The sequence below is a fragment of the Bacillus sp. KH172YL63 genome (assembly GCF_011398925.1).
In the GTDB taxonomy this organism is placed as follows: Bacteria; Bacillota; Bacilli; order Bacillales; family Bacillaceae_B; genus Rossellomorea.
Genome location: NZ_AP022842.1, coordinates 3,582,235 through 3,601,139 on the forward strand (window position 1 = coordinate 3,582,235; position 18,905 = coordinate 3,601,139).

The following is an 18,905-nucleotide window of genomic DNA, read 5'->3' on the forward strand; positions in this document are numbered from 1 at the left end:
AAAACTAGATCATCCTTTTTCCAAGATATTCTTTATGCACATCGATATTCGCACCAATCAGCACAGAGGCAAGGTGGTACTCCGGTGCTGCTGCCACTTCCTTATACATACGGTCGATGTACAGATGCCCCGCTTCAGGGAATTCACGCTTGAACTGCTTTCGTAATTTCTCTCCGGCATCATCGGCATCGACAAGGATATATACATCCCTTTCAAACAGCTCATCGATGAGTTCGTCCATTTTCGTTATACTGATTGTTCCATTTGTACAAATGATTTCAATCGGTTCTTTAATGATGTCCTTTACTTTTCGCTTGTCAGTTGTACCTTCCACAATGATTACTTTTTCATCAAGTTCCATCATGATCATCACCTTATCTTTCAGAAATAAGATTAGGATAGTATATTCAAATAACAAGAGATGATGTCCACTTTCTACTTTTATTTTCTCATGTTTATAAAAAAAAGCGCAAGCCCCATGCTCATGTGATGGGGAATAGACAAGTGATGCCAGTCCCCTCCTAAAGGAGAACCGGCACCATATGGCTTTTAACACCAGCCGCCTTCATCACAATCTGTATACCTTGCATCCCGTCCTTCGGTGGCAGTGTAGCTTTGGTAAATCTTATTTTCCTTCGCCTCAAAGTTCGGTTCCATCGTTAAGCCCTCAAGAGACAATAGCATCTTGCCCACCGGCTGATCATCAAGAAATAATGTGACTTCTCCGTTATTCAACCGGCCTGTCACGCGGCTCGTGACATCTACCTGTTTCGGTTCTAACGCCATATAGGGTCATCCTTTCTATATTGAAGCTGGATCGATATAAAAACTGTTGCCTGTGGTGATTCGACAACAACGTTTATCCCTATCATGCCCCAAAAGAAAAACAAAACACCTTGAGGAATCCTCAAGGTGTTCAGGAAGAATATTAGCCTTCATTGATCATTTCATCATACTGTTCAGCAGTCATAAGCTTGTCTACTTCTCCAGCATCTGAAGGTTCAACAACGATCATCCATGCCTTTTCGTAAGGTGACTCGTTCACGAACTCAGGGCTGTCAGACAGCTCTTCATTCACTTCCACCACTTTACCAGATACAGGTGCATACAGTTCAGAAACAGTCTTAACCGATTCCACGCTGCCGAATGGTTCGCCTGCTTTGATCTCATCTCCCGCTTCAGGAAGCTCAACAAATACGATATCGCCCAGCTCAGACTGTGCAAAAGCTGTGATTCCTACGCGTACATTTTCCCCTTCGGCCTTGACCCACTCATGTTCTTCTGAAAAACGAAGTTCTTTCGGTGAACTCATTCTCTATCCCTCCAAATGCTAGTTATACAACCTAATATTGACACACTTTTCACTGTAAAAGCAAGAAAACTAAGTGTGAATATTGAAACTTTCCCCTTGTCTGTGAACGGGCCTGTCTCACTTCCACATTTCTGCAAACGTTTCTTCCTTGAATCCTACTGATACCTTGTTTCCATCTGTTGTGAGTGGACGTTTGATCAGCATTCCGTCAGAAGAAAGAATATCCAGCAATTCATCATCGCTTGCCGAATTCACTTTATCTTTTAAGCCAAGTTCACGGTATTTCTTCCCGCTCGTATTAAAAAATTTCTTCAGCGGGAGTCCGCTTTTTTCATATAAGCTTTTGAGCTCATCCTTTGAGGGAGGATTCTCGACGATATGTATTTCATTCATTTCAACATTGTGATCTTCAAGCCACTTTTTCGCTTTCCTGCACGTCCCGCATTTCGGATAAGAATAAAAAGTCAACGACATCATTACACCACCTTTCATTAATGCCTGGAGGGGCTGCCCATCCTAACACATTCACTTCTTAATATTCGCCAATCATCGCATATATCCTTCATTCACACTGTGCTTCCACAGTTTCAACCAGCTCTTTCAAAAGAGAGGTCGCATCCTTCAATGCCAGGGAATAAAACCGCTGTGTGCCCTTCTGTTCCAGCGATACCAACTGCTGCTCCCTTAAAATTTTCAAATGATGGGAAACAGCCGGACGCGATAATGTAAGGTTTTCGGTAATCTGATTCACCGTAAGTGGCTCCTGCCCGGCGAGAAGCAGGATGATATCCTGTCGATAAGGATCACTAAGCGCCTGAAATAACGGGATACATGCACGGAATGTATCTATAGCTTTTTGCCCCATAACCTTCTCCCTTCCACCATTTCGTTTCCATTATACCCGTTCTTGAACTTTACGGACGATGGCTGGTACGAGCTTGCGCGGGATAAACCGGACGGTACTTGTCAGGATTTTATTTTTCAGACCCGGTACGATCACCGTTTTGTTCGTGTTCATCATTTGCCTGTATCCTTCCTCCACGACTTCTTCCACGCTCATGACCCCGGATTGAAAGAGCTTCGAGGAATGGAGGTCTGCTGCATCACTGAAGCCCGTCTCCGTTGCCCCCGGACAGAGCGCCGTCACTTTCACCCCGTGTGATGCCCACTCATTCGCCAATGCTTCTGAAAAAGACAGTACATAGGCCTTCGTGGCATAATACACGGCCATCAGAGGTCCAGGCTGGAACGCTGCCGTAGAGGCCACATTCAAGATCTGTCCACGCTTCCGGCTCACCATATCTTTTCCTATGAGTTTGCACAATGCCGTCAGGGCGGTGATGTTCACAGAAATCATATCCACCTCTGTCGTAAGGTCAGTGTCTTCAAATTCCCCAAACAAACCGAAGCCTGCATTGTTGATAAGAGTATCCACCTGCAGCTGATGAGACTGAAGTTTATCATACAGCTCCTTCACCGCGTCAGGTTTAGACAAGTCTGCTGGGAATGCGTATGCCTTCACCCCGTACTTTTCCTTCATTTCCTGTGAAAGGGAGACAAGCTTCTCTTCACTTCTCGCCACAAGAATCACGTCATGGCCGGATTCGGCGAACTTATGACTGAAGTGCAGTCCGATTCCACTTGATGCGCCAGTAATTAACACAGTCTTATTCATGAGAACAACCACCTTTTTCGATATGTTTAAACATTTAAACATATCGTATGTAATTGGGGGGATGTTGTCAAATGAATAGCGTTTATATTGTTGTGTTTGTCAGTTGAATTTTTGATTTTGTTTAACAGGTGAAATCTTCTTTATGTTTGACTGTTAAATTATGTTGTTTTTTCAACAGTTAAAATATCCGTTTTATTTAACTGACAAATTATCCTGCTTTTTTAACAGGCAAAATATCCGTTATTTTTAACTGACAAACTTAACCTTTTTTTCAACAGACAAACCCCACAAAAAAAACGGACCCCATCCCCATGAGGTCCGTCCCCTTCTTACACTGTATACTTTTCAGCGTCGATCAGTTTTTCTGATGCAGCACGCTTTGTGGCGATAACGTTGATTGGTGTGTGGCGAGTGAATTTACGCAGTGCGGAAAGCATCATGCGCAGGGTATCGCCCGTTTCTGTTCCAACAAGTGTTTCCTTGGCGTGTTGCTCGATTTCGTTGAACGCTTCCTGACAGAAGATCTGAGTGTAAAGAAGCTTTTGTTTCGCTTTTTCCACTCCCACTTTATTGATGGCTTTCTCTGTACGTAGGACAACCGATTCCATTGCGTAAGCGTTGGAAACGATGTCGGCAATGTTCACAAGGATTTCCTGTTCTTTTTCAAGCGCTTTTCCGAATTTTTGAGCAGCCAATCCGGCAAGCATCAAGCCGATTTTCTTCGCATTTTTCACAAGGTATTTTTCTTGTGCAAGCGGCTCGTCGCCAACCTCTTCAGGCATCAGCATCATCAATTCTTCTTGAAGTGCCTGCGCTTTTTGAAGCAATGGAAGTTCACCTTTCATGGCTTTACGGAGATATGTGCCAGGCACGAGGAGACGGTTGATTTCATTCGTCCCTTCAAAAATACGGTTGATGCGGGAGTCACGGTACATTCTCTCGATTTCATATTCTTGCATGAAGCCGTATCCGCCGTGAAGCTGTACGCCTTCATCGACTACATAATCCAGCACTTCTGTTGCGAAGAATTTGTTCAGTGAACACTCGATCGCATATTCTGCGATGGACTTTGCCACTTCTGTACCGTTTTTCACTTCTTCGTCAGTCAGTTGACTCATACGGTCTTCGAACAATCCTACAGTACGATAGACGGAGCTCTCTGCCGCATATAATTTAGAAGCCATTGTCGACAGCTTTTCTTTCGTCAAGTTGAAGCCTGAAATCGGTGTCTTGAACTGCTGACGTTGATTTGTGTATTGAACCGTCACTTCAAATGCACGTTTGCTGGCCCCGACAGCCCCTACACCTAATTTATAGCGTCCGATATTCAGGATGTTGAAGGCGATGATGTGCCCTTTTCCTGCGTCGCCAAGTAGGTTTTCAACCGGAATTTGAGCGTCTTCAAGGATCAGTGTGCGGGTTGAAGAACTCTTGATTCCCATTTTCTTCTCTTCAGGACCTGTCGAAACGCCAGGGAATTCTTTTTCAACGATGAACGCTGAGAAATGCTCCCCATCGATTTTCGCATACACGACGAATACATCGGCAAATGCAGAGTTGGTGATCCACTGCTTTTCACCATTTAAAATGTAATGCGTGCCTTCTGCGTTCAGCTTGGCAGTCGCTTTCGCACCGAGTGCATCGGACCCGGAACCAGGCTCTGTCAACGCGTAAGCAGCTAACTTTTCGCCAGTTGCAAGCGGTGGAAGATATTTTTGTTTTTGCTCTTCGTTACCGAACAATACGATTGGAAGTGAACCGATGCCGACATGGGCACCGTGTGAGATCGAAAATCCGCCGGCACGGGACATTTTTTCAGCGATCAGGGCAGAACTTACTTTATCCAGTCCAAGTCCGCCGTACTCTTCAGGTACATCGGCACCAAGAAGTCCAAGATCTCCCGCTTCTTTTAACAAGCGTACAGAATGGTCGAACTCATGGTTTTCAAGATTTTCGATGACAGGTACCACTTCATTCAACACGTAGTCTTCCGTCGTTTTGGCAATCATTTTCTGCTCATCGGAATATTCTTCCGGTGTGAAAACCTGCTCATAACTTACGTCTTCAATTAAGAAACTTCCACCTTTGATTAGCTTTTCTGTTTGATTCGCCATTTCGAATCCCCCTAAAGTATTATTTTGAAGGAGTTGGGAGGGGCCTGTTTAGAGGTCCGTCCCTCCCCTGTTAACCGATTAATTCAAAGACGCCCGCGGCGCCCATTCCGCCGCCGATACACATGGTGACGATACCGAATTGCTGGTTTCTGCGCTTCATTTCGTGTACGAGTGAAAGGGTGAGTTTCGCCCCTGTACAGCCTAGCGGGTGACCGAGTGCAATTGCCCCGCCATTGACGTTTACTTTGTCTTCGTCCAGTCCCAGCTGACGGATGACCTGGATTGATTGAGACGCGAATGCTTCGTTCAGTTCGAACAAGCCGATATCCGAAAGCTCAAGACCCGCCATCTTCAGTGCACGGGGAATCGCTTCAACCGGCCCGATCCCCATGATTTCAGGCGGTACGCCCGCTACTGCAAAGCTTCTGAATTTCGCCATCGGCTGAAGTCCAAGCGAGCCTGCCTTTTCCCGGTCCATGACCATGACTGCTGCCGCGCCGTCACTCGTCTGAGAAGAATTCCCTGCCGTAACGGAACCTTTCACATTGAAAGCCGGTCGTAATTTAGCAAGAACATCCGCACTCGTTTCAGCCCGCACCCCTTCATCTTTTGAGAATTGGAAGGTTTTCTCGACGAGTTTGTTTTCACCGTTCACTGAGCGATGAAGTACATCAACGGGTACGATTTCATCGTCGAACTTTCCTTCAGCGATCGCTTTGGCTGCTTTTTGGTGGCTTCGTACAGCAAAGGCATCCTGATCTTCACGGGATACACCGAACTTGCTCGCCACCTGTTCAGCAGTGTGGCCCATGCTCATATAGTATTGGGGAGCATGTTCAGCAAGCTTCGCATTCGGACGGACCACATGCCCCATCATCGGTACAAGGCTCATGGATTCTGCTCCACCTGCGATGGCCGTATCCGAGTGCCCGAGCATGATTTTTTCTGCAGCATAGGCAATGGATTGCAAGCCTGATGAGCAATATCGGTTGATCGTGATCGCCGGAACCGAATCAGGAAGTCCGGCAAGGCCCCCGATATTCCGTGCCATATTCAGCCCTTGTTCTGCTTCCGGCATCGCACATCCGATGATTAAATCATCGATGTTCCCTTCATAATTTCCTGCTCGTTTGAGGGTCTCTTTCACTACAAGTGCCCCAAGATCATCCGGGCGTACCTGAGCTAGTGATCCTTTTCTTGATTTACCGACCGGTGTTCTGGCACCAGCCACAATGACTGCTTCGCGCATGTTATTCCCCCGCTTTCTAATATGTCATGATCAGTTGCGTAATGGTTTTCCTTTTACAAGCATGTGCTGCATCCGCTGCTGCGATTTCGGCTGTGCTACCAGGCTAAGGAATGCTTCCCTTTCAAGATCCAGCAAGTACTGTTCGTCGACTTCCGTTCCGTATGGCACTTTACCGCCTGCGATGACGTATGCGAGCTTCTTCGCGATCATCAAATCATGCTCAGAAATGAATCCTGACTGGAACATGGACTGTGCACCGAGAAGGAGTGTTGCATATCCCGTCTCACCGACAACCGGCACCTTTTTCCGAATCGGTGCTGAATAGCCCGCTTCATACAGGCTTAAAGCAGCCTGCTTTGCATCAAATAACAGATGATCATTGTTAACGCTTACTCCATCTGCTGAATTTAAGAAGTTGTTTTCCCTTGCTTCATCACCGGATGTGGAAACCTTCGCCATGGCAATCGTTTCGAATACTTTATTCGCCACTTTCTGAAGGTCGAACTCCACTCCATTTGGCAGGTTGGCCAAGTGCTTCATGTAAAGCTCTTTGTTTCCGCCTCCCCCAGGGATCAATCCTACTCCGACTTCGACTAGGCCCATGTACGTCTCCATAGACGCCTGGATGTGTGCAGCCGGCAGACAGACTTCGCTTCCTCCGCCTAATGTCATCCCAAATGGTGCTGCTACAACCGGTTTAGAAGAATATTTAATCTTCATCATCGCCTGTTGGAAGTGACGTACAACCATGTCAATTTCAAAGACGTTGTCATCCTGTGCTTCCATGAGGATCATCGCAAGGTTTGCCCCTACACAGAAGTTCTTGCCCTGGTTCCCGATGACGAGTCCTTTGTAATTCTTTTCTACTTCCTCCACGGCAAAATTGATCATTTGCGTGATATCCATGCCGATTGCGTTATTTGGAGAATGGAATTCAAGAAGGGCGATGCCGTCACCGATATCGATCAGGGAGGCTCCTGAGTTCTTCTTGATCAGCTTTCCTTGCTTTTTAAGCGCCTTTAAATCGAGTGCTTTCGGATTTCGTTCTACAAGCTGATATTCACCATTGTGATAGAAATAACGCTCTCCATTTTCTTCTTTATAAAAAGCGGCGTGTCCTTCAGACAGCATCTTCTCTACCCATTCCGGTACGTGAAGGCCTTCTTCCTTCATGCGGGCAACGGATTTCTCCACTCCGATTGCATCCCACGTTTCAAATGGACCCATTTCCCAACCGAAGCCCCACTTCATGGCCTGGTCGATGCTTACGATATCATCGGCGATTTCTCCGTGAAGCTGTGCCGAATACGTTAAGACAGGAGAGATGATGTTCCACAGCAGCGTACCTGCCTGATCCTTCGCATACACGAGGGCTTTTACTTTATTTTTTAACCCTTTTTCATTCTTCGCCATTTCAAGGGAAGGGGTTTTCAATTTTTGACGGGGCTGATAGTCAAGCGTTTCAGGGTTGAGTTCAAGGATCTCCTTGCCTTGTTTCAGGAAGAACCCCTGACCGCTTTTGCTCCCCAACCAGCCTTTTTCAAGCATTTTCTTCATGAAGGCAGGCACTTCGAATACTTTCTGTTCTTCACCTTCCACCTGATCGTAGACATTCTTCGCAACGTGAGCGAATGTATCAAGTCCCACCACATCAAGCGTGCGGAAAGTCGCACTCTTCGGTCTCCCGATCACCGGCCCAGTAACGGAATCCACTTCACCGACTGAATAGCCTCCTTTAAGCATTTCCTGTACGGTGATCAGTAATCCATATGTTCCGATTCGGTTGGCAATGAAGTTCGGCGTATCCTTCGCCATGACAACACCTTTACCGAGAACATCTTCACCGAATGTTTTCATAAAGCTTACGACTTCTGGATCCGTGTTCTTTGTCGGAATCACTTCAAGAAGTTTTAAATATCTTGGCGGGTTGAAGAAATGTGTTCCCAGGAAGTTCTTCTGGAAGTCATCACTTCTTCCTTCAGACATGGCCTCGATTGAAATCCCTGATGTATTCGAACTGATGATGCTTCCCGGTTTACGGTAACGCTCCACTTGCTCAAACACTTTCTTCTTAATGTCCAGGTTCTCTACGACTACCTCAATCACCCAGTCACAATCACCGATATGCTGAAGATCATCTTCGAAGTTTCCTGCCGTAATAAGAGAAGCATTCTGTTTGGATGTAAGTGGTGCCGGTTTTTGTTTAAAAAGCTTTTTTAAAGCGTTTTCACTAAACTGGTTGCGAAATGCCTTACTTTCTTCTGTAAGGCCCTTTGCTTTATGTTCATCGGTTAACTCTCTCGGCACGATATCTAATAGCATTGTCGGGATACCGATATTTGCAAGATGAGCGGCGATTCCCGAACCCATGACTCCTGATCCTAATACTGCGGCTTTTTGAATTCTGCGAACCAATGGTGTTTCCCCCTTTTTTACACTTTGAATGAATACTCATTCATTTTTCTCTCAAAAAAAAGACCCGAATGAGTTCCTGTTACATCTAATATAACGGATATTCTAAAATATCGCAATATTTAAAGAGTTGAAAAATCATAAATTTACAAAAAATTCATACCCAACATTAAACGGAGAAAACATCCCCCTCATCAGCCTATTCCAACACCCCTCCACCAGTGCAGTCCTTCCCCGAAAATACAACTCCTTCTACTATATATATGAAACAAGCTCCTGTTTTGCTCATGGGTATTTGGAGGGACGGACCTTGATTTTTGAACGCTCCCCTCCTTTCACTCATCCATCATTCCTTGTCACATCAGCATTTATCGGCTGCTATGCAATCATCCGGACGACGTTTCCACCAGAAATATGAGGTCCGTCCCTCATATTTCTGGTGGAGGAGGGAAAGTTAGGGGTGTTGGGAATGTTAGGAGTGGAGGTGTTTGTGATGGCGAAGCGGAAGAAGGATCCTTCGAAGGCTGCGGTTAGTGCGGCAAGTGTGAAGGGTGATGCCGGTCCTGTCGTTGAGATGGACGGCGGCGGTAAGAGGAACAGTCAAAACAATCAGTTTAAGAAACAGCGTTAGTATGTGCGCGCGGCATCCGGAGGGTATTGATCGGATGCCGTTTCCTTTTGAGGATGGTTTCCCTTCTGTGGATCCCCTCTCTTTCCGGATATTCACAACCTCTTATATGTACTGACACAGCCTCGCCATCTTCCAAGATTTTTTCCTCCCGATGCAAAATTTAACTTTGCCTTCTTGCCATAAATACAGTAAACTAAGAATATATGTTTGAAGATGTCAGACCTCCTACTTTCCATACGGAAGGTAGCTCGTCTGTTTTTTTCGTATTTGGATGATAACGTTTGCAGATAAGGAGACAAGATATGAAACGCAGATTATTATTTTTTACGGTTGGATTGTTTATTTTGACAATGGGCGTGGCCTTGATCATTAAATCTGGATTGGGTGCGTCTGCATGGGATGCCCTTGCTGTCGGAGAGTCGAATATGTTCGGGATCACGGTCGGTACGGCTGTGTTCATCAATGGGATCGTCCTGATCGGACTCAATGCTCTGATCATGAAGAAGAAGCCTGATGTACTAGCTGCCGGATCGATCCTTGTGATCGGCATGCTGATTGATTTCTGGCTGTTGGTTGTCTTTAACAATTATGCGCCGGAAATGCTGATGAACCAGCTGTTTGCCCTCGCTTCCGGAATTTTGACGATGGGACTTGGAATCGCGATCTATTTACAGGCGAAGTTCCCTGCAAGCCCGATGGACACGTTGATGGTGGCGATCCATACCCGTTTTGGATTGAACCTTCGCAACTCCCGTATCATCAGTGAAGGATTCGCCCTTTCCCTTGCATTCCTCTTTAAAGGGGATATCGGAATCGGTACAATCATTGTTACGCTTCTATTAGGGTTCGTCGTACAATACAGCTTCCCGATTTTCGAACAACTTTTCCAAAAAAAATCATTGGGGAAAGCAGCCGTATCTGCTGACTGACCCGACTTAAAAAAGCAATCTTCTGTTTAGGAGATTGCTTTTTTATTTGAAACCATATCCAAAGCTGAAATCCTCCAGACGTGATATGATAGGACGAAAATGATGCAACCGGTAGGAGCGTTACTCATGCTGCAGACCTTAAATAGAAAACTTGAAAAACTGATGCCCTTCATCACGCCAACAGCGGTGCTGATCGGCGTATTGTGTGCAAGCCGACTGTCTCAATTTTCTTTCCTTGTTCCCTGGGTATTTGCGTTCATGACATTCTCTGGGAGCCTGAGCGCTAACTTCCATTCGCTGCACAGAGCGTTCAAATATCCGTTGCCGCTTCTGACAGCTCTCTTTGTCCTTCATCTCCTCATGCCGCTGTGGGCGTTTGGTGTCGGTCACCTTCTTTTTCCTGAAGACGGACTGACCGTGACCGGACTGCTTCTCGCCATGGCCATACCGACCGGGATCACCAGTTTCGTGTGGGTATCAATTTACAAAGGAAATATCGGTTTGGCTTTATCAATCATTTTGATTGATACGATTCTTTCACCATTCATTGTCCCGGCAAGCCTGTCGCTGTTCGTTGGACAGAAAGTGGAAATGGATATCGCCGACATTATGACCGGCCTCCTGTTGATGGTGGTGATTCCTTCCCTGATCGGGATGCTTTGTAATCAGTTGACAGAAGGCCGAATCAAGAAGACACTCGGCGTCCATTTATCTCCATTTGCAAAGATCGGGATTGGTGTCGTCGTTGCCATCAACAGCTCTGCCGTCGCACCTTATTTGCGACATGTGGACAGTAAGCTGATGCTGATCGCGGGCACCGTTCTCTTCATTGCATTGTCTGGGTTTGGATTTTCCTGGCTCCTTGCCACGATCCTCAAGCAAGGAAGGGAGACAAAAGCGAGCCTTCTTTTTACCGGGGGGATGAGAAATATCAGCGCCGGAGCCGTCATTGCGGTCCACTACTTCCCTGCCCCGGTTGCCGTCCCGGTTGTCATTGGCATGTTATTTCAGCAGGTGCTCGCTTCTTTATTTGGATTTTTATTTCATACAAGGGAAAATAAAAAACGTGAGAATATAAGAGGACCCCATCTTCTATGAAGAATGGAGTCCTCCTTTTGAATTCAGAAGTTCATTGATACGTTTTCTCTGACTTTTATCCGCAAGTATATAAAGTGTGTCATTCGCCTTAATCACTGTATCCCCCATGGGCGTAATTAATTCATGATCCCGGATCACGGCTGAAATTAACGTCTTGTCAGGCAGGTGAATATGTCGAATTTCCTTATTCGTGATGTTAGCATCAGAATTGATGTGTATTTCAAGCATTTCGTTATTTGTTTTACCAATTGAAACGAGTTCAAGACTGTGTGCAACAGGAGGTTTCTCCTTTTTTGCAAGCTTCAGGTAGTTGGCCAGCGGTGAAATCGTCGTTCCTTGAATAAGGGCAGAAAGGAGCACCACAAAGAATACGACATTGAAAATGACTTCATTGTTCTCAATATTTGCAACCATTGGGTATGTTGCTAAAACAATTGGTACAGCTCCCTTTAATCCTGCCCAGGAGATAAAGAACTTCTCTTTCAGTGTAAAACCTTTCACCAGTGCCAAACTTAAATAAACACCGAGGGGCCTCGCTACAAGAATCAATAGAATCGATAAGATGACTCCCTGCCATGCAATGCCTGGCAAGTGCTGTGGAAAGACCAATAAGCCCAATAAGATGAACATGACGATCTGCATCATCCATGCAAACCCTTCATTAAACCTGATAATCGAATGCCTGTAAGTCAGTTCCTGATTCCCTACAACGATGGCCATGATATAAACGGCTAACAATCCACTGGCCCCCAGTATACTCGTGAACGCATAGGTGAAAATGGCAAGGGAAACGGATAATACCGGGTATAGTCCTGATGAATCAAGGTTAATTCGATTGATAATGAAAACAGATGTCCATCCCAGTGCGAGTCCAATCACCAAGCCCAACCCCATTTGCCAAAAAAAGCTTGCAATCAAACTTGCAGGATTAAGTGCAGGGAATTGGATTAACTGTAGGAACGCTACAGTTAAAAAGATAGCCATCGGATCGTTACTTCCCGACTCCGCTTCTAATGTAGATGTAATTTTCCCTTTAATATTTTTGTTCCCCAGTACAGAGAAAACCGCTGCAGCGTCAGTTGATCCAACAATCGCTCCAAAGAGCATCCCTTCCAGCCAAGTAAGATCCAGAATATATTTCGCAGCCATTCCAATCGAGACCGTTGTGACCACCACCCCTATTGTGGCCAACGATAAAGCAGGTTTATAAACCCCCTTTATGCTTTCCCACTTTGTCTGCAGACCACCTTCAAACAAGATAATGATGAGTGCCAGGGTTCCGATAAATTGTGTAAGAGGTGCATTGTCAAAGAAGAAATATGTATTTAAGACCATACCAACAAGGATGAAGAAGATTAGTGAGGGCACGCCTAATCGAGCGGAGAATTTAGCAGTTATCACCCCGATCAATAGCAACAGACCCAGCAGTAAAGTCAAATTATTTATCGTGATTTCCATCCTATCTCCCCAAATGTCATGATGAGTATATTATATGATATTGTGAAGGGCCAAACCATTTTCACGCTTTAAGGACTGAGGCTGACACTTTCGGTTTGAAAGGTATGAGAATATATACGTACCATACACAAGCTATGCCGGACCTGCTTTTATTGAAAGTGATTAACTGTGGCATGTTTTGATCGAGGATTTGGCTTCAATCATTCTCTCCATCTCTTCACATGTATTGGATTCACCTTTGTATACCCCTTCTGGCGCTGACCGGCAACAGAAGGGGGCACTCTTCCCTCAAGGGGTATCAACAATGATTAGGGGGATGTCCGGTCCAACAAGGAACTTAGGATGTCATGAGCTCGGCCATAAAATGAAGGAGTACCGTCTCTCTATTCATTTCCTCCCTGCTCCCTTACATTACTGAAGCTCCTTCCCCATGATGATATACTCCTCTCTAACATTCGGATAAAAACCGTCACGAAGCGTCCGAAAACCCTGGTTTTCATAAAAAGTGACCGCACCCTCATTATCTTTCCGGGTCGTGAGCACCACCTTTTCTTCTCGACGGTTATGAATCAATCGTGCAACGAGCTGCCTCGCAATTCCCTTCCCCCTGTAGCGGGGATCGACGCCAAGTTCCACGAGTTCCATGGTGGTCTTCATCCAGCCGGGATCCGCATATAAGTGCCTGGCGAGTAGATCATGATAGTACTGACCTTTACGAGAGGAATAGCCATATATATATCCGGCGACTCTCTCATCGATGATGGCCAGATACCCTTCAAATCCCGGATACTGTGAATGACGTAAGAACTGGCTTTGCATCGCCCCCGGGTCGACTGCAAAGAGCTGACAATAGAGCCGCATCATGCCCTTGAAGTACTTACCTTCCATTTCAAAAGGGACAATCTTCATTTTCAGGACCCCCCATTCTCTTCACTGCAGTAAAACAAACAAGACCCTATGAAGAATCATAGAGTCTTGTTACATGATTATTTTTTCATGACGCCTTTTAGAACAAAGGCAACGTTGGCAGGTCTTTCGGCAAGCCTTCTCATGAAGTAGCCGTACCAGTCCGTCCCGTATGGAACATAGACGCGCATTGTGTATCCTTCTTTCACAAGCTCATGCTGTCGCTCGACACGGATGCCAAAGAGCATTTGGAACTCGAATTGATCACGTGGGATATTATGTTCTTCCACGAGCCGTTTCGTATATTCGATCATCTCATCATCATGGGTGGCAATCGCTGTATAATTGCCGTTCAGTAAATGAGTCTTGATGATTTTCTTAAAATTGTCATCTACATCTTTCTTATCTGGAAAAGCCACTTCAGGTGATTCTTTATATGCCCCTTTCACCAAACGGAGGTTCGGCGAATACGCATTCAAATCATCGATGTCCTTTTCTGTTCTATATAAATAGGCCTGGATGACCGTACCGATATTATCGTATTCAGCCTTCAAGCGGGTGAAAATATCGATTGTCTTTCCACAGCGGGAATAGTCTTCCATGTCAATCGTGACAAAAATGCCCTGTTTGGTCGCTTCCTCAAGGATCAGCCGCATATTTTTCATGACAACTTCTTCAGAAATATCCAATCCCATCGATGTCATCTTAAGGGAAAGTTGAGAATTCAGGTTTTCTTTCCCGATGGCACGGATCGCCTCCACGCATTCAAGGGCCATTTCATTCGCTTCACGCTCGTTATCCACGAATTCTCCTAAATAGTCGATCGTCACAACCAGGTTTTGCTTATTCAGCTCTCGGATGACTTCAACAGCCTGCTGGATCGAGGACCCGGCAACGAACCTTCCTGCTCCGAAACGCAGACCATACTTTTTAGCCAGCTTCGTCATAGGTTTATTTTTTGAAAGGAATAAAAAGAAATTACGCATTGCTTGCTCCATGTTGCTTACCCCCTGAAAAAACATATATACCAACTCATGAAACCGCTTTCCTTATTGCTAAAAATGAAAAGGTTCAAACTATTAGTACATTTACCATCATCTTATCACCTTTTAAACGTTTTGAATACACTTTCATACACTTATTAGTAGATTATGACGAAATTTGTAAAGAATTGAATAAGGATGTCTATAGTAAGGGAAAATAACCATTGTTTCTCGCCTGGGAGGCGATGAAAACCGACTGAGAAGGAGGAATTACACATGCAGCAGCAACCTCAACAGGGCCAGCAGCAGCCCTACACACAACCGCCGCAAATGCTGACGACAAAGGATTCTCTATACTTAAATGACATGCTTGCCTGGAACTTGAACGCCATGAAAAAATGTCACTTTGCCGCAGCGCACTGTCAGGATGCCGACATTAAAGCAGAGCTGGATAAATGCGGACAGATGCATCAGCGCCACTATCAGCAACTCCTGACCCATTTAAATATGACGAACCAAACCATGATGTAGATAGGAGCTGTTTACAATTGAACCAGCAGAACCAGCAAAAAATCCAAAACCCACAGACACAGGTACCGGAGACGCCTCAGATGAATGACCGGGACTTTATCACGGATATTCTTTCACAGGAAAAATATATGACGGCTTCGTACTGTACAGCTTTGAACGAAGCGAGCCACCAATCTTTATTTCAGGATCTACTCACGATCTTCAATGAAACGCAAAATGCCCAAAGGGAATTGTATAATGAAATGTTCCGGAAGGGCTGGTACAAACTGGAGGCTGCAGACAGCCAAAAAATCCAGCAATCCTACCAGCAGCATCAGCAGTATGCTTCCCAATTTCCTTATGGATATGGCGGGCATGTTCAGTAGAAGGGATGGCAGACGATGGTCTGCCGTTTTCCTTTTTAAGGGGAGGTTTATGGGGGGGTTATGGGACGGGGCGATGGTATTTTGGGTCAGATGGACTGGAGTTGATAATAAATCCGGGAAAGTCGATAATATCTTGCCCGAACTCGATAATATATCCAGAAAGTCGATAATATCCATTCCAAACTCGATAATATCTTATCCAAACCTGATAATATCCCATCCAAACCCCTTCATTCCCCATATGAAATCAATTAAATCCCCCTCTTTTCTCCATCACATCAGCAAAAAAAAGACCCTCTCTACCAAAAGGGCATCTGAAGGTCCATCATTCCTCGTTCTTTTTATCGTTCATTTCTGCGCGATGGGCTTCGTTCATTTGTTTGATTTCGCCTACGATCCGTTTCATCTCTTCCTTGCCTTCCGGGTATAGACCGTTCCAGTGTTTGACGAGTGCAGGCATATTCTTTGCGATGAATGAGTAAAGGGCATATTGTGTGACCATTTCTTTCTTGTCTGGGTCAGAGTCCCCGACTAGCAGCTCTGTGTACTTTTCCAGCAGGGCGTCAAATTGGTCGTTAAATTCGCTCATTTTTCATACCTCCTTGTTGATTGTCATCATTTCCGGCAGAGAGTTTGCGGACAGGTTTTACAGCGATACTGTTCTCCGTCTTCCACCATATATGACAGGCAGCATGTTTTTCTTACTCGCACTTCTTCTTTTGCTTTACTGGTGTGGTACCGTGCCAGGGGATTTTTTTTGAAGCGGCCGAACCAGGTACTGTTTTGATGTGAAAGGAGCTCGGAGAATTGTTCATCCCTCTCTTTTCTCGTACGATCATCCCCTAGAAAATCATCGTTTTCGTATATCCAGAAAACATATACGGCGATATTTTCCCACAGGATCGCATCGGACATACCGGTTGCCTTTTTCAATACCTGCACAAGTGGCGTGAGGTGACCCTGAAAGATCGATTGGATGTAATCGACTTTGTCTTGATGGGATACACATTCAGTCACGGTTGAGTTTTTCAGGTGAAAAAAGGGCATCCATTTTCCGTTTTTCTCCCCGTCAGTGAGGAGCAGATGATCAGGGGATAGATTGATTCTTTTATTCCAATAGGTCATCGCCATCAGGCCGAGTGCGACTGTGAAGGCATAACGTTTGAGGAAAAGGGACGCGGCCACTTTAAGGTCATCTGTACCGATGAGTGGCATCCGGTCGGAAAGATAAGAAATCATCCCCTCCTCGCTCATGAGTGAACGGGGAGTCACCCCTTTCGCTTCCCCGCTCAAGTCATGATATAAGCGGTAGCCCCTTAGGAATCCCCACTGTTCTTCGGTGAGGCTGGTCATCCCGTACCCACCGTGGAATCCATGATACAGCGGCCTTTTCCAAACGGGATGCATAATGGTGTACCAAAGAGAGGATCACGTGAAACCTGGCAGTCCATGTCAAATACGTTTTTCACGAGCTCACAGCTGATGACGTCTTCCGGTTTCCCCTGGGCATAGATCTTTTTATCACGTATCGCCACGATATTATGGGCATATCGGCACGCCAAGTTCAGATCGTGGAGGACCATGACGATCGTCCGCTCTTCTTGTTCATTGAGTTCGAACAATAAATCCAGGATTTCAATTTGATGGGTCAAATCAAGATAGGTTGTCGGCTCATCCAGTAAGATGATGTCTGTGTCCTGGGCGAGTGTCAACGCGATCCATGCACGCTGCCTCTGACCGCCTGAAAGTTCGTCGACTTTCCTATGTTGTAGTTCTTCCATCTTCGTTGCCTTCAGGGCATTTTGAACAATTTCCTCGTCTTTATGTGACCACGTATTTAGCCAAGTCTGATGAGGATACCGCCCCTGTTTGACGAGCTGCAGGACTGTTAATCCTTCAGGAGCAGTCGGTGATTGGGGAAGGATGGCCATTTTTCGAGCGACTTCTTTCGTGGATAAACGGGCGATCGCCTCCGCATCGAGCATGACTGATCCCTGTGCCGGTTTAAGCAGTCTTGCCATGGAGCGGAGAAGGGTCGATTTGCCGCACCCGTTTCCACCGATGAACACCGTGATTTCCCCTTTTGGGATACTGATATCCAGTTCTTCGATGATCGTCCGTTCCCCGTAAGATAACGTTAATTCCTTTGTTGTTAGTACATCACTCATATATGGCCAACCCCTTTAAGAATTTCTGGTTTTAAATAGTAAATAGATAAAGTATGGTGCACCGATCGCTGCAGTGAATACGCCTGCCGGCACTTCGAGAGGCAGGAATAATGTACGGCCGATCAAGTCTGCCACCATCACGAGAATCCCCCCGATGAGGGCAGCAGTCGGAAGGAGGACACCGAATGACGAGCCAACCATCCGTCTTGCCATATGCGGTGCCATCAAGCCGACAAATCCGATCCCGCCTGCGAACGCGACGGCCCCGCCCACCAGTGCCGTCGCCATCAGGAGAAGGATAAAGCGCTGCCGCTCAACATTCCCTCCGACACTTGTCGCGATTTCTTCGCCTAGTTCCTGTATATTCAGCTGCCGCGTAATAAAGAAGCTTAACAGGATAAAGACCAGGCTCCATGGCAGAAGCATCCACACATCCTGCCAATCGGATCCGTTCACTGTGCCCGTGATCCATATATTTGCCTGACTCGCCCTGTAGATTGGACCAAGTATCATCAATAGTGTCGTCAAAGCCTGGGTCAAAGCGGAAATCCCGATCCCGATTAGGACGAGTCTAACAGGAGACACCCCTTTTCGCCAAGCGAGAAAGTATACGAGAAATGCAATGACGGTCGCACCGGCGAATGCCGCGACCGGAAGCCATTTGATACTGACCGTAAGTGAATTGTCATCATTGCTGAACAGGGTCAGGAAGCCGACGACCGCAGCTCCTGCTCCCCCTGTGATCCCGATGATGTCAGGAGAAGCCAGCGGATTGCGGATCATCCCTTGAAGGATTCCACCCGCAACGGCTAAAGCCATTCCTGCAAGCAGGGCGATGAGAATCCGTGGCAGTCGGAAAGACGTCACTACGAGCTGTTCCAGGCTTGTCCCCCCGCCGAAAAAGACACTGATCACTTTCCATGGCGCAATTTTCATATCACCGATTCCGGTGCTCATGATCAGGACGATCAGGGCGAGCACACCCAGGATGGTCACCTTTTTCAATGCCGATACATCAACAAGGAGAGAGACACGGTCCTGAAGCCAACGTTTTCCAATAAACCGATTCATCTG

21 protein-coding genes are annotated in these 18,905 nt (G+C 46.0%); 5 read left to right on the plus strand and 16 right to left on the minus strand.

Going from position 1 to position 18,905, the window contains the following annotated elements; all coding sequences use genetic code 11:
- Positions 1-4: 4 nt before the first annotated feature.
- The 9 genes from KH172YL63_RS18380 to KH172YL63_RS18420 form a co-directional block, all read right to left on the minus strand.
- A complete protein-coding gene (locus KH172YL63_RS18380; protein ID WP_173107451.1) occupies positions 5-361 on the minus strand; it encodes a toprim domain-containing protein in 357 nt (118 codons plus the stop codon).
- 188 nt (positions 362-549) lie between these two features.
- Positions 550-786, minus strand: coding sequence for a YusG family protein (locus tag KH172YL63_RS18385; protein WP_173107452.1), 237 nt, complete (start codon positions 784-786; stop codon positions 550-552).
- 142 nt (positions 787-928) lie between these two features.
- Positions 929-1,312: a glycine cleavage system protein GcvH gene (gene gcvH, locus KH172YL63_RS18390; protein ID WP_173107453.1), complete on the minus strand. Its 384-nt coding sequence runs from the start codon at positions 1,310-1,312 to the stop codon at positions 929-931.
- 117 nt (positions 1,313-1,429) lie between these two features.
- Positions 1,430-1,786, minus strand: coding sequence for an arsenate reductase family protein (locus KH172YL63_RS18395; protein WP_173107454.1), 357 nt, complete (start codon positions 1,784-1,786; stop codon positions 1,430-1,432).
- An 88-nt stretch (positions 1,787-1,874) separates the two neighbouring features.
- Positions 1,875-2,177 carry an ArsR/SmtB family transcription factor gene (locus KH172YL63_RS18400; RefSeq protein WP_173107455.1) on the minus strand — a complete coding sequence of 101 codons (303 nt, stop codon included), beginning with the start codon at positions 2,175-2,177 and terminating at the stop codon, positions 1,875-1,877.
- A 30-nt stretch (positions 2,178-2,207) separates the two neighbouring features.
- Positions 2,208-2,987 carry an SDR family NAD(P)-dependent oxidoreductase gene (locus KH172YL63_RS18405; RefSeq protein WP_173107456.1) on the minus strand — a complete coding sequence of 260 codons (780 nt, stop codon included), beginning with the start codon at positions 2,985-2,987 and terminating at the stop codon, positions 2,208-2,210.
- Positions 2,988-3,316: 329 nt separating this feature from the next.
- A complete protein-coding gene (locus KH172YL63_RS18410; RefSeq protein WP_173107457.1) occupies positions 3,317-5,101 on the minus strand; it encodes an acyl-CoA dehydrogenase family protein in 1,785 nt (594 codons plus the stop codon).
- A 70-nt stretch (positions 5,102-5,171) separates the two neighbouring features.
- Complete coding sequence (locus KH172YL63_RS18415; RefSeq protein WP_173107458.1) at positions 5,172-6,350, minus strand: acetyl-CoA C-acetyltransferase; 1,179 nt, start codon at positions 6,348-6,350, stop codon at positions 5,172-5,174.
- Between the two features lie 30 nt (positions 6,351-6,380).
- Positions 6,381-8,720 carry a 3-hydroxyacyl-CoA dehydrogenase/enoyl-CoA hydratase family protein gene (locus KH172YL63_RS18420; protein WP_232066213.1) on the minus strand — a complete coding sequence of 780 codons (2,340 nt, stop codon included), beginning with the start codon at positions 8,718-8,720 and terminating at the stop codon, positions 6,381-6,383.
- A gap of 535 nt (positions 8,721-9,255) precedes the next feature.
- Between KH172YL63_RS18420 and KH172YL63_RS18425 the strand changes: the two genes are divergently transcribed.
- From KH172YL63_RS18425 to KH172YL63_RS18435, 3 genes are all read left to right on the plus strand, one after another.
- Entirely contained in the window at positions 9,256-9,393 is a 138-nt protein-coding gene (locus KH172YL63_RS18425) for a YuzL family protein (RefSeq protein WP_173108283.1), read from the plus strand.
- Between the two features lie 302 nt (positions 9,394-9,695).
- Positions 9,696-10,322: a YczE/YyaS/YitT family protein gene (locus tag KH172YL63_RS18430; protein WP_173107460.1), complete on the plus strand. Its 627-nt coding sequence runs from the start codon at positions 9,696-9,698 to the stop codon at positions 10,320-10,322.
- A gap of 126 nt (positions 10,323-10,448) precedes the next feature.
- Positions 10,449-11,420, plus strand: coding sequence for a bile acid:sodium symporter family protein (locus tag KH172YL63_RS18435; protein ID WP_173107461.1), 972 nt, complete (start codon positions 10,449-10,451; stop codon positions 11,418-11,420).
- On the opposite strand, the gene KH172YL63_RS18440 is transcribed toward KH172YL63_RS18435, so the two are convergent.
- The 3 genes from KH172YL63_RS18440 to KH172YL63_RS18450 all read right to left on the minus strand — a co-directional run bounded on the left by KH172YL63_RS18440 (position 11,415) and on the right by KH172YL63_RS18450 (position 14,782).
- Entirely contained in the window at positions 11,415-12,878 is a 1,464-nt protein-coding gene (locus KH172YL63_RS18440) for a potassium/proton antiporter (RefSeq protein WP_173107462.1), read from the minus strand. The two genes, KH172YL63_RS18435 and KH172YL63_RS18440, sit on opposite strands and share 6 nt — an antisense overlap.
- Before the next feature lie 411 nt (positions 12,879-13,289).
- Positions 13,290-13,787 (minus strand): GNAT family N-acetyltransferase, encoded by a 498-nt coding sequence (locus KH172YL63_RS18445; protein WP_173107463.1) that lies wholly within the window; start codon positions 13,785-13,787, stop codon positions 13,290-13,292.
- 77 nt (positions 13,788-13,864) lie between these two features.
- Positions 13,865-14,782: a proline dehydrogenase family protein gene (locus tag KH172YL63_RS18450; protein WP_173107464.1), complete on the minus strand. Its 918-nt coding sequence runs from the start codon at positions 14,780-14,782 to the stop codon at positions 13,865-13,867.
- Between the two features lie 261 nt (positions 14,783-15,043).
- On the opposite strand from KH172YL63_RS18450, the gene KH172YL63_RS18455 reads away from it, so the two are divergent.
- Both KH172YL63_RS18455 and KH172YL63_RS18460 read left to right on the plus strand, forming a co-directional pair.
- Complete coding sequence (locus KH172YL63_RS18455) at positions 15,044-15,298, plus strand: hypothetical protein (protein ID WP_173107465.1); 255 nt, start codon at positions 15,044-15,046, stop codon at positions 15,296-15,298.
- 80 nt (positions 15,299-15,378) lie between these two features.
- The gene (locus KH172YL63_RS18460) at positions 15,379-15,663 is read left to right on the plus strand and encodes a spore coat protein (RefSeq protein WP_442858791.1); all 285 of its coding nucleotides are present in this window, start codon (positions 15,379-15,381) and stop codon (positions 15,661-15,663) included.
- 325 nt (positions 15,664-15,988) lie between these two features.
- Here KH172YL63_RS18460 and KH172YL63_RS18465 read toward each other — a convergent pair whose 3' ends face one another.
- The 4 genes from KH172YL63_RS18465 to KH172YL63_RS18480 are packed head-to-tail and all read right to left on the minus strand — an operon-like array spanning position 15,989 to position 18,902.
- Complete coding sequence (locus KH172YL63_RS18465; RefSeq protein WP_173107467.1) at positions 15,989-16,252, minus strand: DUF2573 family protein; 264 nt, start codon at positions 16,250-16,252, stop codon at positions 15,989-15,991.
- Positions 16,253-16,278: 26 nt separating this feature from the next.
- Entirely contained in the window at positions 16,279-17,016 is a 738-nt protein-coding gene (gene fhuF / locus KH172YL63_RS18470) for a siderophore-iron reductase FhuF (RefSeq protein ID WP_173107468.1), read from the minus strand.
- Positions 17,013-17,831: an ABC transporter ATP-binding protein gene (locus KH172YL63_RS18475; protein WP_173107469.1), complete on the minus strand. Its 819-nt coding sequence runs from the start codon at positions 17,829-17,831 to the stop codon at positions 17,013-17,015. Before KH172YL63_RS18475 ends, fhuF begins: the two co-directional genes overlap by 4 nt.
- Before the next feature lie 15 nt (positions 17,832-17,846).
- Entirely contained in the window at positions 17,847-18,902 is a 1,056-nt protein-coding gene (locus tag KH172YL63_RS18480; protein ID WP_173107470.1) for a FecCD family ABC transporter permease, read from the minus strand.
- Positions 18,903-18,905: the final 3 nt, after the last annotated feature.

What these genes read in the sequence shown, in the direction of transcription:
- KH172YL63_RS18415 (WP_173107458.1), bottom strand. Translation starts at nt 6,350, where the DNA reads ATGCGCGAAGCAGTCATTGTGGCTGGTGCCAGAACACCGGTCGGTAAA.
- KH172YL63_RS18405 (WP_173107456.1), bottom strand. Translation starts at nt 2,987, where the DNA reads ATGAATAAGACTGTGTTAATTACTGGCGCATCAAGTGGAATCGGACTG.
- KH172YL63_RS18450 (WP_173107464.1), bottom strand. Translation starts at nt 14,782, where the DNA reads ATGGAGCAAGCAATGCGTAATTTCTTTTTATTCCTTTCAAAAAATAAA.
- fhuF (WP_173107468.1), bottom strand. Translation starts at nt 17,016, where the DNA reads ATGACCAGCCTCACCGAAGAACAGTGGGGATTCCTAAGGGGCTACCGC.
- KH172YL63_RS18455 (WP_173107465.1), top strand. Translation starts at nt 15,044, where the DNA reads ATGCAGCAGCAACCTCAACAGGGCCAGCAGCAGCCCTACACACAACCG.
- KH172YL63_RS18465 (WP_173107467.1), bottom strand. Translation starts at nt 16,252, where the DNA reads ATGAGCGAATTTAACGACCAATTTGACGCCCTGCTGGAAAAGTACACA.
- KH172YL63_RS18380 (WP_173107451.1), bottom strand. Translation starts at nt 361, where the DNA reads ATGGAACTTGATGAAAAAGTAATCATTGTGGAAGGTACAACTGACAAG.
- KH172YL63_RS18435 (WP_173107461.1), top strand. Translation starts at nt 10,449, where the DNA reads ATGCTGCAGACCTTAAATAGAAAACTTGAAAAACTGATGCCCTTCATC.
- KH172YL63_RS18385 (WP_173107452.1), bottom strand. Translation starts at nt 786, where the DNA reads ATGGCGTTAGAACCGAAACAGGTAGATGTCACGAGCCGCGTGACAGGC.
- KH172YL63_RS18410 (WP_173107457.1), bottom strand. Translation starts at nt 5,101, where the DNA reads ATGGCGAATCAAACAGAAAAGCTAATCAAAGGTGGAAGTTTCTTAATT.
- KH172YL63_RS18475 (WP_173107469.1), bottom strand. Translation starts at nt 17,831, where the DNA reads ATGAGTGATGTACTAACAACAAAGGAATTAACGTTATCTTACGGGGAA.
- KH172YL63_RS18480 (WP_173107470.1), bottom strand. Translation starts at nt 18,902, where the DNA reads ATGAATCGGTTTATTGGAAAACGTTGGCTTCAGGACCGTGTCTCTCTC.
- gcvH (WP_173107453.1), bottom strand. Translation starts at nt 1,312, where the DNA reads ATGAGTTCACCGAAAGAACTTCGTTTTTCAGAAGAACATGAGTGGGTC.
- KH172YL63_RS18460 (WP_442858791.1), top strand. Translation starts at nt 15,379, where the DNA reads ATGAATGACCGGGACTTTATCACGGATATTCTTTCACAGGAAAAATAT.
- KH172YL63_RS18440 (WP_173107462.1), bottom strand. Translation starts at nt 12,878, where the DNA reads ATGGAAATCACGATAAATAATTTGACTTTACTGCTGGGTCTGTTGCTA.
- KH172YL63_RS18420 (WP_232066213.1), bottom strand. Translation starts at nt 8,720, where the DNA reads ATGGGTTCGGGAATCGCCGCTCATCTTGCAAATATCGGTATCCCGACA.
- KH172YL63_RS18430 (WP_173107460.1), top strand. Translation starts at nt 9,696, where the DNA reads ATGAAACGCAGATTATTATTTTTTACGGTTGGATTGTTTATTTTGACA.
- KH172YL63_RS18425 (WP_173108283.1), top strand. Translation starts at nt 9,256, where the DNA reads ATGGCGAAGCGGAAGAAGGATCCTTCGAAGGCTGCGGTTAGTGCGGCA.
- KH172YL63_RS18445 (WP_173107463.1), bottom strand. Translation starts at nt 13,787, where the DNA reads ATGAAGATTGTCCCTTTTGAAATGGAAGGTAAGTACTTCAAGGGCATG.
- KH172YL63_RS18400 (WP_173107455.1), bottom strand. Translation starts at nt 2,177, where the DNA reads ATGGGGCAAAAAGCTATAGATACATTCCGTGCATGTATCCCGTTATTT.
- KH172YL63_RS18395 (WP_173107454.1), bottom strand. Translation starts at nt 1,786, where the DNA reads ATGTCGTTGACTTTTTATTCTTATCCGAAATGCGGGACGTGCAGGAAA.